The sequence below is a fragment of the Clostridium sp. DMHC 10 genome (genome assembly GCF_001270375.1).
Taxonomy (GTDB): Bacteria; Bacillota; Clostridia; order Clostridiales; family Clostridiaceae; genus Clostridium_S; species Clostridium_S guangxiense.
In genome coordinates this window covers 3,159,347-3,173,362 of record NZ_LGVB01000015.1, presented here as the reverse complement: position 1 = coordinate 3,173,362, position 14,016 = coordinate 3,159,347, and the positions used below count along the sequence as shown (strand labels likewise).

The window sequence follows — 14,016 nt, the reverse complement described above, 5'->3', positions numbered from 1 at the left end:
CGTTCGCAATGGTTAGCTACTATTTTTAATTACAAATTTAATAGTGATGCCAGTTGCCTAAGCAACTATATTGTATACTATAGGGTGCGCCAACACCCTATTTTTATTTTTGCATTTCTTATTTATATTATATCAAATTTTTCATAAAAATAAACATATATTTTTAATGATCATATTAATAATTGAATCTCCATTTTTATATTTGCATTTATTCCTCTTGTAATATACTTATCTTTATCAAACCTTCCTTAATAACAACAATAATTTCTTATATAAAAAAAGCTCTTAACCAATATACTTAGGCTAAGAGCTTTTACTTGTATTCTTCTATCCACTTCTTTACTTCATCATCATTTATTAATTTATCTGACATATAAAATGTCATGCAGAATTCATTATTATAAACTACTATTACTTCATATATCTTAAATTTATTAAGGATCATTTCATTTATAAACTCGGGGATTGCAGAAAGAAGCCCCCCATTTGGATTTAATCCCACCGTTGATAAATTTCTTATGTTGTCACCCTCATGCAATATTACAATATACCCTTTATCTTCAAGAGAAAATTCATTTAGAGGTGTTCCTTCTGAAAGATCCTCGTATAAGCTGTTAAATTTATCTTTAAGTAATTTAATAAATTCTTCCTCCATGACCTTTGATTTTTCTAGTATATTTAAATCCTGTTTTGTTTGAATAATGTACATTTAATCTTTCCCCTTCTTCTATATATCTTTATAGCAGTATAAAATTTCTTTTCCTTCTGAATTAACATAGCCTTCATAGCTCTATAGTCTACATAAGGGTCAAAATCTATTTTATTTTCTTCAAGCAACTTTATGAAATCAGCAACTATATTTAATTCCTCTTCTTCTATAGCACTGTATTTCATGTAAATTTGCTCTACTTCTTTCATAATAAATTTGCTAATTAAGGTCTTGTTATCTGCTTTATTGTCCATTTTCTTTTCCTCCAAAATAAAAAAATGATAGACCTTAATTCATCTATCATTTATGTATTTTGATATTATATTTATTTATATATAGTTAATTGAAATTTAAATTGATTGCTTTAAGTCTTTTATTTTTATTTCTACTTTTCTTCTGTTAGCTTGTCCTTCTTTAGAATTATAATCACCCCGTCCATATACTCCTTTGATAATAGGAATATATTGAACTGCTGTAGGCTGTTAATCCTTTTGTTAATAGTGTTAATCTTAAATTTTTTATCTATTTGCATTTCTATAAAATCCTTATAATTTTGAAGAGTAAATTTACCATTAAATGCCGTTCCATCAGTTTCAACAAATTCTATAAAACTATTAACATCAAAAAGGTATGACCTTAAAGTGCTGGAAACTTTCTTGTTTTCTATAAGATACTGCTTGAATTCATCAATGATTTTTTTACCCTCTGCACTTATATTAAATACAACTGCCTTCTTGTGAAAATTAGATTTTTCTTTTTCTTCTACTGGATCTTCACTTTCTGTAATTTCTTCCTTAGACATTTCCTTTGTTTTATTTATTGACATTTTTACTTCCTCCTAATAATTTTATTTTTTAGTAAATAAAAAAGCTTTAACCACCTGTTATTGAGGCAGTTAAAGCTCCTTATTTATATATTAAATTTATTCATGATAATAATATATGAATATTATTGTGGTTGATACGGATTGCAAATGATAAAATCAATACGCTATATTATTCCTGATGTTTTCACTACCTTAACACCACCTTCTTCCAATTTGTCTATTATCCTATTAATTCCAATAGAATCACTTGCCATATGACCGGCTTCAATTATATTTCCTATATTCTGTTCTTCCACTTCCATCCTAATATCATCTGGTAAATACATACATATTATTGTTCCTATTCCTGCATCAAATACGCTTTTAAAACCTCTCCACTAGCTATAGTACCGCCTGCCATTAACACTAATATTCTTCCTGCAAAATCATCTTTTGAACCTACTCTAATACTAGGTTTTAAAGGTGATCTATTATATTCATCTATTTCAAGTAATGATTCTATTATTTCGTAGAGCCTCACCTTTGAATTATATTTAAATTTCATATCCAAATGTTTTTGAACAATCTTTTCAGATATAATATCAGCTGGAGTATGAATATTAATATAAGGTATATTTAATAATTTTGCAGATGATGCATTTCTACTAAAATTAATGGCTGCATTTTCAAAATTGATTTTATTTATCTTATCTTTTAATAATTTGCAGGCTTTATTTATTGGAACACCAGCTTTAACCATACATTCAATTTGTGCATTCAAAATGCCAGAAAAATTTAGTATTGAGCTTATTCCCACGGGATGATGACTTATAACACAATCAATTGATAATTGTTTAGCCATTAATAATTCAGAAATAGTTGCATCTACCCCAAATAATATACTATTTATGTTATCTCCTCTAACAATTATTTCTGAATCGCAAGGAATTTTTTTTAGTCCAGACATTTTAAGCGAAATATCCATTATTTCTTCAGTGTTCATATTAACCTCCTCAACTTAATTAATCTTATATTGTAATAAACTTCTATTAAATAGATAAACTATTGCAACTAATAATAAGCCAAAACCTGATAAAATAAATATTACTGATGCCGTAAAACTTTGTACCATTATTCCTGATAGTCCATTAGAAATTGGTACTATCGTAGCGTATAACATTGTACTCATTCCCATGATTCTTCCTCTATATTGATCATCTCCTATTAAACCATAAAATGAATTTAACATTAAAACAATAAAGCATCTAAATATAGATGCAACTATCCAGAATATACTTGATATAAAAAAGTTTTTAGACAAACCAAAAACAATTAAACTTATTCCCATTGGAAAAATTGATAATACACTTATTTTTCCTGGTTTTAATATTGTACTCTTTGTAATTATAAAACTGGCAAACACAAATGTTCCAATTGCCATAGTTTTTAAATATCCATAATATTGAGTAGGTAACCTTAAATTTATTTTTACATAAAAAGGTAATGCAACATCAAAAATCCTAAAAATAAATTAATAAAAAAATCAACGAAAAAATGCTTAATAAATTTTTATTTAATTTTAAGTACTTAAATCCGTCTATAATATCATTCATAAACTCTTTTGTAAAAATATTTTTGACTTTTGTTTTTTTTAATATACTAACTTTTATAGAAGTAATTCCTATCATAAATGCTGCAAAAATATAGCTAAAAGCATCAAATGCAATTGGTAAAGTGTATCCATTATTAATTAGTATAGCTGCAATAGATGGTCCTACCATTCCTATTACACTTTGTGTTGATAAAGAAAACGCTCTTGCATTAACAAACAACTTTTTTTCTACTATGCTAGGAAGTAATGCCATATATGCTGGAGTATTAAATCTAGATAAACTTTCTACAATAAACAGGAGAATACATAACGCTAAAAATGTCATTTTGTCAAACATAACTAATATAAGTATTATTAATGTAACAAGCCCTTGTCCTAAATTAGCATATAACATAATTTTTTTCTTTTCATAATTGTCTGCAACTGTTCCGCCTAGAATTGAAAAAATAAAATTTGGTAATGATATTATCATCATTAAAATTCCAGTAGCCGATGGTGAATTAGTTAATTTAATTGCTAACATTATAAATACAATATTATCCATAGAATCCCCTAAATTTGAGACTGTACTTCCTAGCCACAATTTCATGAATGCTTTATTTTTTATAATTTCATTTTTCATTTTATTCTTCCTCCACATATTAAGTACCCCATAAATATAAAAAGACTCCATTATTAGGGTTAAATTCTTTTGACTTGTCATTAATCATTCTTAATGAATATGCCACCGATTTATATCCATGTTCCTTCATAAATAATACCAATTTTATATTTGAGCAATTAATTGGATAAGTCAAAGACGAAATTTTATTTTCGTAAAAATATCTTTCAATTAATGATATGTAATCTTTGAATTTCAACCCATGATTTAATGACAAAATAATTATAGGTATATATAGAGAATTTTTATCATTTAATTTGGTTATAAAAAAACCGTTTAAATAATCATTATAATTTATCAAAAACACATTATAATTTAAATATAATTCTCCTAACGTAATTCCATTGGCTAAATCAATGCCATGTATAATTTTTTCTGCAAAGTTATAAATATTTTCATAATCACTCTTAAATTTTGCTTTTCTAATTATTAGATCTTTTTTAGAACTTTCTAAAGAAGCTAGTTTTAATTTTTTTTTCATTATAAGTGTTGGTGTAGTTGGTATAGAATTGCATCTAGTATAAATATTTAAATTTTGTGGAATTGTTTCAAATCCATAATAATTACATTTATTTATATTTAAAAAATTTGAACTCATATCTAATAATTTTTTTCCTATTCCCATTTTCTGAAAGTCAGGATAAATAGCACTAGGTCCTGACCATCCCATAGTCCCCCAATTTCTTGTAAAAATAAATCCTACATTTTTCATCATTGCATTTTGAAACAAAAAACCCATCTGGACATTGTTCATAAAACATCTTAATTTCTTTAAATGTTCTCTTACTTAAATTGTTTTTGGATATTTTTTTATATGCTTCAGATTCAATTTTGATAATATCATCTAAATCATTTTCAGTTCCATGCAAAAATTCAATTTTCATAACATGCACCTCTAATGTCAAAGGATATATAAAAATTTATATATCCTTTGAACAACAAATTTAATTTTTATTTACCTTTGGGGAAATTGTGATTTCTTCTCCCGTAATTACTTTACATGAAACCACGGACATTTTTTTACTTTGTTTCCTTATTCTCTTCATTCTATCACCTCCTAGCATATTATATATACATTAATTTATTATTATATAGAGAAGGAAAAATCACCTTAACTTTTGGCTTTAGACGAAAAGTTCACCTTTGACGTGCAAAGCATCGTCAAACCCTTCACTTTTCACATAAGTGAAAAAGTTAGTCTTTTAACGAGCAAGGCAAGTTAAAACCCTTAACTCGAATTAGTTCGCAATATTTTTAAACTATGAATAACCTCAGCATCATTCATAAAATTCCATTTAGATATTAAAGTTTCCATCTTTAAATACAGTTACTTCTTCTCCACTTTCCGTAACTCCTACTATACTTAAGTCGCTTGTTCCTACCATAAAATCCACATGTGTTATAGAATCATTTACACCCAAAGCTTCAAGTTCTTCTTTTGACATATCACTACCATCCTTTATACATGTTGGGTAAGCCTTTCCTATTGCTAAATGGCATGAAGCATTTTCATCAAATAAAGTATTATAAAATAATATGTTTGAGTTTGAAATTGGAGAATCATATGGAACCAAAGCTACCTCTCCAAGATAATGAGATCCTTCATCTGTTTCTATCATGCTCTTTAAATTTTCATAACCCTTTTCAGCAGCATAATCTACAATTCTTCCAGCTTTAAAGGTAATTGAAAAATTGTCAATTAAATTTCCATTATAATTTAAAGGTTTTGAGCTAACAACCTTTCCGTCTACCCCTGTTTTCTTAGGAAGAGTGAATACTTCTTCTGTTGGCATATTAGGTATAAATTCTATTCCCTCTGGAGTTTTTGACGAAGCTGCAAGCCACATATGACTTTCTGGCAACTCTATCTTTAAATCTGTTCCCAAGGAATTTTTATATTTAAGGTATTTAAATTTATATTTATTTAAAAACTCTGCATTTTTAATCATATTATCCTTATGTTTCATCCACGCACTTACAGGATCTTCTTCATTAAGCCTTATAGTCTTTGCTATTGCTTCTCCCAATTTTTTAACTGCTTCTTCCTCTGAAACATTAGGAAAAACTTTTTGCGCCCATTTTTTTGTAGGCATAGATACTACGCACCATGAATTCTTATCACTCATCATTCTTTCTACATATTCCTTTATTGCAGCATCAGTGGCTTTTTCTGCTTTTACCATTCTGTCTGGATCTACCCCTTTAAGCGCTTCTGGATCTGATGCAGCTATACTAAGAAAAGCTGCTCCTCCTCTAGCATAGGATATATAAAATTCCTTCTGCCATTCAGGAAATTCTTCAAAAATTTCTTCTGGAGCATTAAGGTATTTTATTCTTGAAAGCTTATCATCCTTCCATCTTACCTCAACATCTCTAGCTCCACACTTATATGCCTCTTCGGATATTTCTCTAACAAAGTCAGCACACTCAATAGGAGAACTTACAACAAGTGTTTGATTCTTTTGTATGTTAACTCCTATTTTAACTACGAGCTCTGCATACTTTTTTAATAAATTTTGTTCCATTATTAAACCCTCACTTCCACGTTTTTCAAAATTACATACAACTCTTAAATCAACTAAAAATTTTTTAGTAACACTTAACTTTTATACAGAGTAGAGAGTAAAGATTAGAGAGTAGAGTTAAGGTAGATTTACCTTTCGTTTCACTTAGGTAAATCTTAGAACTTATATATTTGTCAGCTGCGCTGATTCCCATATATGCTGCCACTGCGTTAGCATTAAGTTTTAGATTTTTCAAAGCGATAGTGGAGAAAAAAATCATCCTTCACTGTACTCTGTCCTCTGTACTTTGTGCTCTTAATATTTATAAATTACTTGCCAAACCTCACAAAATATATTTCTAAATCTTCTAGTAGTTTACTATACTTTTATTTATTGAAATCTTTATAAAGCAAACTTGGCTGAATACCCTCATTATTTTGGTACTTGCCACTAGAATATTTATCATACTCTCCATCAATATCATGATAATAAATTTGGCAAATTTCCACTCCAGAATAAATTCTTATAGGCTGAACACAGAATATTTCAAGCGTCCAATATCCATGAAAACCAACGTCTCCAAATCCTGCTGTTACATGTATGAAAAGCCCTAGTCTTCCAACAGATGACCTTCCTTCAAGCATAGGCACATATTTATCTGTTTCCGTATATTCCATAGTTCTTCCAAGATACAGTTTCCTTGGCTGTAAAACTATTCCCTCCTCTGGTATTATAAGCTTACTTGCTTTATTTTCCTTCTTCATATCTAAAACTTCTTCATCGTAAACAAGAAGTTCATTATGCAATTTTAAGTTATAACTATTTGGATTAAGCTGTTTTTCATTAAAAGGCTCTATTATTATTTCTTTTCCTAATTCTTCTTTTATTTTTTTCCTGAAAGAATCATAAAAATCCTCCTAACCTTTGTATATTTCCCAAAAATATTGTTTTTATAATTATAACATAATGACTCTTTATTATTAGCTTTATAATAAAATTTTATTAATTACAAAAATCCGCACTGTTTTTGTTTTCAAAATAAAATTTTAGATTCTCTTCGCCTTGTACCTATAATATGGGTCACAGCCGCAATAATTTGAAAAACTATTCCTACTGCACATACTCCTGTCCAACCAAACAATCCCCAGAAATATGAACCAAGAAAAGATCCCACTGCTCCACCTATAAAATAAAAAGCCATGTATACAGCGTTATTACGACTACGTGCTGCAGCATCTAAATCATTAATGCCCGCTTGATTAGAAATTTGACCAGATTGCACACCTAAGTCTAATAAAATTATGCCGATAATAAGTCCCCACATATTATATCCAAAAACCCAAAGGCAAATATATGACGCAAAAGAAAATACAATTGCTATGGTTAAAGTAAAGCGCGGACCCTTTTTATCAGAAATTCTCCCTACAATAGAAGCTGCTAAGGCTCCTACTACTCCCAGCAAACCAAATATTCCAGCAGCTTGAGCCCCCATATTGTAGGTTGGGGATTTCAACAAAAATGAGAGTGTAGTCCAAAAATCACTAAAGGTGGCAAACATCATTGCACCAATTAATGAAGCTCTTCTTAATACAGCTTGCTTTTTAAGTAAACCTACTAAAGACTTAAGTAATTTTCCATAACTCATTACTGTATCCGAGGAAATTTCGGGTAGTAAAAAGTAAAATATTAAAATAAGTAGCCCCATCATCACAGCTGCTATACGATAAACAACTTGCCAACCTAAAGCTGATCCAACAACGCCACTAAATGTCCGAGACAGCAACATGCCAATCAACAATCCACTCATGACGTTTCCAATTACACGACCTCTATAAGCAGGCTCCGCCAAATGCGCTGCTAAAGTCACAATGAGCATTGGTGTAATTGAAGTCATCCCAACTAATAAAGATCCAACAAATAGCCATTTCACGTTTGAAGCAAAAGAAAGTCCAATTAGCGCTGCCATAGAACAAAACAGCATCGTCATAATTAAAAAGCGATGTTCTATAATGTCTCCTAACGGAACTAAAAAAATTAGCCCAATTGCATAACCAATTTGTATTAACATAGCTGAAATTCCAATCATGGTTGAAGATACATTAAAAAACCTTGAAAAATTTTCCAATAACGGCTGAGAATAATATAAGTTAGCTACAGTAATGCCGCTAGCTATTGACATTAAAACAACAAGAAAGCGGCTTAGTTTAAATTTTTGTTGAATATTTATTTTTTCATACTGATTCATTAAGATTAATCCTCCAATTATATAACTTTAACGTAAACGTAAAATAGTAAGTAAAAAACAAATATGAAAATCCCTATTTGTTTTTCTCTTGCATATGTGACTTTTCAATAATCAATTCTAGTTTTAAGATATTTTCTTCACATTCCTTTTTAAATGTATTTAATTCTTTAATTTTTTCTTCAGCAGTTTTGATATGCTCCTTTAAAATATTAATTACACGACGTTTCCCTTCCAAAACTTGGCCATCTGTAAAGTATAGTTCAATTACTTTACTAATTTCTTCTAAAGTTAACCCAAGATCTTTTAGCATCTGAATTTTTTTTAAACGCTTAATATCGTGATTATCAAATAACCTAAGCTGACCCTGAGACCTTTTTTCTCTAGCTCCTAATAATCCAAGACCTTCATAATATCGAATTGTTCTAGTTGTCAAATTAGTAAGCTTAGCTATTTCCCCAATTTTGTAACTCACGTAGTTCACTCCCTTATTTAACGTTAACGTTAAATGTATATTAGCATTTATTTTTTTATTGTCAATTAATATTTAAAAATCTGCTTAGGCATTTACATCTTATATTTAACATTTAAATATGCTTTGCTCTTATTAAGGCGAAAGACATTAAAAGTAACTATTGAAGAGATGGTTTAAATGGAAGCTAATAAATCTTAGATTCATAACTTCCGTTTAACATCTCCAAATATTATTATTTCATCTCAATTTTATTTTGAGAATAAAATTTGAAAGCTTCCCCAATAAATTTTGCTGCACCCTCTCCATATTTTTTATCTGTTGCTTTGATAAATGTAGGCTTTGATAAATAAAAATCTGCCATATATCCAAAAAAATTCTCTCCACTATCTACCTTCAGAACTTCATTTTGTCTTCTAGTTTCTTTTGCTATCTCAAAAACAATTTGTTGAATTTCATTTGAAGTAGGATCTTTACTTAAATCGGCTCTAAGCTTTTTATATAGCTTTTCTATTTTAGGCTCGTAATCTCCCAAGTAAATTTTCAAAGCTTTTCCTGTAAATTTAGCGGCACCTTCACCATACTTTATATCTATTGCCTCTAACCATGACACACCACTTCCATCATAGTTTTTCACTAAACCTTTAGGAAACTCCAAGCAATTTCTTACCAAAGTATACCAATAATAATCTCCAAGTTCATTTTTAAAAACCTTATAGTCTCTTTTAACTATATTAGTTATTTCTCCAGCAATTTGTTGAATCTCCTTTGAAGAAGGATCTTTGCTCAAGTCAGCTGTTATTTTTTTATACAGTTTCCTTAATTTTGAATTCCTATCATAAAGACAATCTTTTTTAAACTCATCAATTTGTTCTGCTTTAGTAATTGCATCACTATTTAAATTTTTCTTTATGGCTTCAGCAAACTTTTTTATACTTCCATAATGCTTTACAGCTTCTTTAGCAATATCAACTTCTTTAGCCCTACATTTTTCAACAAATTCATTATATTTTTCTACACTTCCATACATTTTAATTACCTTATCTTCGTGTTCTGTTTTAAAATCTTCTAGTGCATTATAATATTCGGTCATATCAAATTCTTTAAAACTCATGGAATTCGCTCCTTTTAAGGTTTTATTTATAAGCTCTATAATTCCATTTAGTCTATCTCTTTTTAAAATGATTAGCTTTTTATGACTTTCTAGAGCTTTCATCTTATCAAAATTAGGGCTAGTTATGATTTCCTTAATATCTTTAAGTGGTAAATCAAGTTCTTTAAAAAATAAAATCTGCTGTAGGGTTTCAAGTGCTTCATCATCATAAAGCCTGTAGCCTGCTTCCGTTAATTTAGTTGGTTTTAGTAGTCCAATTTTATCGTAGTGACGCAGCATACGCACACTTATTCCCGTTAAATCCGAAACTTGTTTTACTGTTCTCATAACTTCACCTCTAACTTTGATTTTAGAGCTATAAATGCAGGCTTATACTCTGCCGGCTGTGAGTTTTCGTTAGCATTTTAATCTCTATTTTTATATTACACTATAACATAATGTTATGGTCAACACTGTTTTGAAATTTATTAGTATATTTCAAGATCATAAATATATATGCAAAAAACGGGCCTTCTGAAATTATTCTCAAAAAACCCATAAAACATTTGTTTATTAGTTTGATTTATAAAATTATTCTATCCATCCTTTCAGCAAATTTTTAAGTGGTTCATTGCTAAAAATAAGTGCTCAATATTTTCCTTTTCGTTTTGATTTTACACGTCCTGCATCATCTAATACAGATAAATGTTTAGCTATCCCCTAACGCCAAATGTTGAATTTATACTTCATAATTAAATATGCCGTAAGCTTATACAAGGTTAGCTCGTTGCGTTCGAATAGTTCGTCTAATATGAGCTACCGAGTCACTAAGTACCTTGAATATAGCGTCTGGCTCTTTTATAACTGATATATTAAGTTGTTTTACATTTTAATGCCTGCAAACATTAAGCTGCTTTACGTCTATACGCTCTCATCGCAAAGATATAAGCTACAAGCATAATTCCGACACACCATAAAAGAGCAACCCATATATCATTGCCAACTGGCTGACCTAACAGCAGTGCACGAATAGCATCCACGATGGAGGTAACTGGCTGGTTTTCAGCAAAAGCACGAACAGGTCCCGGCATAGAAGCGGTTGGCACAAAGGCCGAGCTGATAAATGGAAGAAAGATAAGCGGGTATGAAAAGGCACCTGCACCATCCACCGATTTTGCAGACAGTCCGGCAATGGCCGCAATCCATGTCAGAGCCAGCGTAAACAGGACCAGTATACCGATCACAGCAAGCCATGACAATACTCCTGCCGACGAGCGGAAGCCCATAATGAACGCCACAAGAATAATTACAACAATCGAAATTGCATTGGATACCAGTGATGTCAGCACATGCCCCCACAGCGCAGCCGAACGCGCAATTGGCATGGAGTGGAATCGTTCGAAGATGCCACTTTGCATATCCATAAACAGACGGTAAGCCGTATAGGATATGCCACTTGCAATTGCAATCAACAGGATGCCAGGCAGCAGATAATTAACATAGTTGTCCGTTCCGGTTTGAATCGCGCCGCCAAACACATAAACGAACAGCAGCATCATGGCGATCGGAGTGATAGTGACCGTGATGATTGTATTCATGCTGCGGAAAATATGACGCATGGAACGTCCGAGCATAACGCCCATATCACTGAAAAAATGTCTCTTAGTAGCTTCCATTTACTTTTCCTCCTTCTTGCCAATAATTGCAAGGAATATTTCCTCTAAGCTTGGCTGTTTTTCAATGTATTCCACCTTTGTAGGAGGAAACAGTTTTTTCAGTTCCTCGAGCGTGCCGCTCACGATAATCCTTCCCTCATGCAGAATGGCAATTTGGTCGGCAAGCCGCTCGGCTTCCTCCAGATACTGCGTTGTCAAAAATACCGTTGTACCGTTCTCGGCAAGCTCTTTGATTGTCTTCCAAACCTCGATGCGCGCCTTAGGATCAAGCCCGGTAGTCGGTTCGTCGAGAAAAATAAGCTGCGGTTTTCCAATCAGGCTCATGGAAATGTCAAGCCTGCGGCGCATACCTCCCGAATATGTGGACACCCTGCGTTCCGCAGCGTCGGCCAAGCCGAAGCGATTTAGTAAATCATCTGCCACCTGACGCGGATTTTTGAGGTGTCGAAGTTTGGCAATCATAATCAAATTTTCTCGTCCGGTCAAAATCTCGTCCACGGCGGCGAATTGCCCGGCAAGACTGATTGATTGACGCACATTGTCGGGCTTTGACGCAACATCAAAACCGTTGACGGTGGTAGTTCCGCTGTCCTGTTTGAGCAGCGTGGTGAGGATTTTTACAATCGTCGTCTTGCCCGCGCCGTTGGAGCCGAGCAGAGCAAAAACCTCGCCTCGCTTCACTTCAAAATTGACGCCTTTTAGAACTTCTATGTCCTTAAAAGACTTTCGCAGACCTTTCACTTCAATTGCTTTTTTCATCCTGATATCCCCTCCTTTTAATTTGTTTTATCCGTAACATTTTTCATGGCCATGTTAACTTCTTGGTCAACAGATTCTTGATATGCGTCAGCGTAAGTTTTTGAATCTTTGATTAGATCGTCACAGAAAGCCGCTACGTCACTACCCGTCACTTCGAGCACGCCTTTCCCTAAGGCCGCGCCCTCTTCAAAAAGATCGATAATCCCGGAGAGCAAATCAATCCCTTCAGTTAGCTCAACAGGACCGACCTTAAAGAGATATTTTTGAATCTCTTTATAAACAATCTGATAATCTTGCGGGAGCGCTTTGACACGCCCCACGTGCGCTCGCCACTCTTTTTTGCCTTCGATGATATCTTGTATTTTCATTTTATCCTCCTATTTACCTAATTTTTTAGCGATATTATTGTTGAGTTGCTTTCGCCACTTATCGCGAAAAGACTTTTCCCCTTCTTCGCCGACCAGCGCTGAACAAAAGCCTTTTATATCCTCACCAAAAACCTCTTGGGCACTCTGACCGTCCGCCGCCGTTTCTTCGAGCAATCCAAGCACACCGTCAAGAATTGGCATGAGATTACGACCGGTGAAATCTGAGTGTGACCAAAGATTGTCATTAATTTTTTTCCATGCCGCTTGATAATCAGTAGGCAGCTTTTTGACTCGCACTTCAAAGGTTCTCATTTCTTTAGTCATATCACTGCCTGTGATTTTTTCTAAAAAATTCATTATTTCTTCTCCTTTAACTCGTTAATTTTTGATGATACAAACTCCCATTTTTTCCAAAACTTCTGTAGTTCCTTGCGCCCCACGTCGTTGAGCACGAAAAACTTGCGCGGAGGTCCCATATCGGACGGTTTTTTTTCTATATCCACAAGTTTATTCTTCTCAAGTCGCACCAAAATGGTGTAGACCGTTCCTTCCACAACATCTGTGAAACCGAGAGCATTCAGCCTTCGCGTTATTTCGTAGCCGTAGGTTTCTCCGCGACTTATAATTTCAAGGACACAGCCCTCAAGCGCACCTTTGAGCATTTCCGTTAAGTTTTCCAGTACAATCACTCCTTACTATATTGTATAACTTGTATGCAGTATTACTTACTACCGCTATATAGTAACACGCAATAGACGTTTTGTCAATAAGGATTGCTCTCATAACAAATTTCATCTAAAACGCAAGGTGCTAAACAGCAAGCAGTACAAGTGTATGGCTACTTGCAATTCCATGTTGTATGAAATAAACTATTTATGTATTTCCTTAGACATCCTCCTTGTATAATGTAGTCATAACATTCGATAGAAAACTATCATGATTCCTAACGAACATTAAAACTCATATCTTTTAATATATTCGAATAGTTACATACATATACAATAATATATTAATATAATACATTTGTCAATTTAATTGTGGTATTTTTATTGTTTTTATATTTTATAGTGTTAAATGTAAAACTTTTTGTTTTAAAGCGGATTTTTGTAAAAAAT

General features: G+C 32.1%; 18 protein-coding genes and 1 pseudogene. All 19 read right to left on the bottom strand.

What is annotated here, in order from left to right:
• Window positions 1–313 precede the first annotated feature (313 nt).
• On the bottom strand, window positions 314–709 hold the full coding sequence (locus tag AGR56_RS17305) for a hypothetical protein (RefSeq protein ID WP_053243257.1): 396 nt from the start codon (window positions 707–709) through the stop codon (window positions 314–316).
• Entirely contained in the window at window positions 679–963 is a 285-nt protein-coding gene (locus AGR56_RS17300; protein ID WP_053243256.1) for a hypothetical protein, read from the bottom strand. Before AGR56_RS17300 ends, AGR56_RS17305 begins: the two co-directional genes overlap by 31 nt.
• A gap of 131 nt (window positions 964–1,094) precedes the next feature.
• Window positions 1,095–1,535: a site-specific integrase gene (locus AGR56_RS17295; RefSeq protein ID WP_053243255.1), complete on the bottom strand. Its 441-nt coding sequence runs from the start codon at window positions 1,533–1,535 to the stop codon at window positions 1,095–1,097.
• Between the two features lie 164 nt (window positions 1,536–1,699).
• Window positions 1,700–1,861, bottom strand: a complete 162-nt coding sequence (locus AGR56_RS20495) for a hypothetical protein (RefSeq protein ID WP_157055808.1) — start codon at window positions 1,859–1,861, stop codon at window positions 1,700–1,702.
• Window positions 1,862–1,875: 14 nt separating this feature from the next.
• Entirely contained in the window at window positions 1,876–2,517 is a 642-nt protein-coding gene (locus AGR56_RS17290) for a hypothetical protein (protein WP_053243254.1), read from the bottom strand.
• 15 nt (window positions 2,518–2,532) lie between these two features.
• On the bottom strand, window positions 2,533–2,955 hold the full coding sequence (locus AGR56_RS17285; protein ID WP_053243253.1) for a hypothetical protein: 423 nt from the start codon (window positions 2,953–2,955) through the stop codon (window positions 2,533–2,535).
• A 79-nt stretch (window positions 2,956–3,034) separates the two neighbouring features.
• The gene (locus tag AGR56_RS17280) at window positions 3,035–3,748 is read right to left on the bottom strand and encodes an MFS transporter (protein WP_053243252.1); all 714 of its coding nucleotides are present in this window, start codon (window positions 3,746–3,748) and stop codon (window positions 3,035–3,037) included.
• A gap of 19 nt (window positions 3,749–3,767) precedes the next feature.
• A complete protein-coding gene (locus tag AGR56_RS17275; protein WP_053243251.1) occupies window positions 3,768–4,457 on the bottom strand; it encodes a hypothetical protein in 690 nt (229 codons plus the stop codon).
• Window positions 4,438–4,671, bottom strand: a complete 234-nt coding sequence (locus tag AGR56_RS17270; protein ID WP_053243250.1) for a hypothetical protein — start codon at window positions 4,669–4,671, stop codon at window positions 4,438–4,440. The genes AGR56_RS17275 and AGR56_RS17270 overlap by 20 nt, the downstream gene beginning before the upstream one ends.
• A gap of 411 nt (window positions 4,672–5,082) precedes the next feature.
• Window positions 5,083–6,312, bottom strand: a complete 1,230-nt coding sequence (locus tag AGR56_RS17265) for an aminopeptidase (protein WP_053243249.1) — start codon at window positions 6,310–6,312, stop codon at window positions 5,083–5,085.
• A 365-nt stretch (window positions 6,313–6,677) separates the two neighbouring features.
• Window positions 6,678–7,198, bottom strand: a pseudogene (gene dcd, locus AGR56_RS17260) (dCTP deaminase).
• Between the two features lie 126 nt (window positions 7,199–7,324).
• Window positions 7,325–8,536, bottom strand: coding sequence for an MFS transporter (locus AGR56_RS17255; protein WP_053243248.1), 1,212 nt, complete (start codon window positions 8,534–8,536; stop codon window positions 7,325–7,327).
• A 73-nt stretch (window positions 8,537–8,609) separates the two neighbouring features.
• Window positions 8,610–9,008, bottom strand: coding sequence for a MerR family transcriptional regulator (locus AGR56_RS17250; RefSeq protein ID WP_053243247.1), 399 nt, complete (start codon window positions 9,006–9,008; stop codon window positions 8,610–8,612).
• A 232-nt stretch (window positions 9,009–9,240) separates the two neighbouring features.
• A complete protein-coding gene (locus tag AGR56_RS17245) occupies window positions 9,241–10,446 on the bottom strand; it encodes a MerR family transcriptional regulator (RefSeq protein WP_053243246.1) in 1,206 nt (401 codons plus the stop codon).
• 557 nt (window positions 10,447–11,003) lie between these two features.
• Complete coding sequence (locus tag AGR56_RS17240; RefSeq protein WP_053243245.1) at window positions 11,004–11,774, bottom strand: ABC transporter permease; 771 nt, start codon at window positions 11,772–11,774, stop codon at window positions 11,004–11,006.
• On the bottom strand, window positions 11,775–12,533 hold the full coding sequence (locus tag AGR56_RS17235) for an ATP-binding cassette domain-containing protein (protein ID WP_053243244.1): 759 nt from the start codon (window positions 12,531–12,533) through the stop codon (window positions 11,775–11,777).
• Window positions 12,534–12,550: 17 nt separating this feature from the next.
• Entirely contained in the window at window positions 12,551–12,901 is a 351-nt protein-coding gene (locus AGR56_RS17230) for a DUF1048 domain-containing protein (RefSeq protein WP_053243243.1), read from the bottom strand.
• A gap of 9 nt (window positions 12,902–12,910) precedes the next feature.
• Entirely contained in the window at window positions 12,911–13,258 is a 348-nt protein-coding gene (locus tag AGR56_RS17225; RefSeq protein WP_053243242.1) for a DUF1048 domain-containing protein, read from the bottom strand.
• Window positions 13,258–13,563, bottom strand: coding sequence for a PadR family transcriptional regulator (locus AGR56_RS17220; RefSeq protein ID WP_053243241.1), 306 nt, complete (start codon window positions 13,561–13,563; stop codon window positions 13,258–13,260). Before AGR56_RS17220 ends, AGR56_RS17225 begins: the two co-directional genes overlap by 1 nt.
• Between the last annotated feature and the right edge of the window lie 453 nt (window positions 13,564–14,016).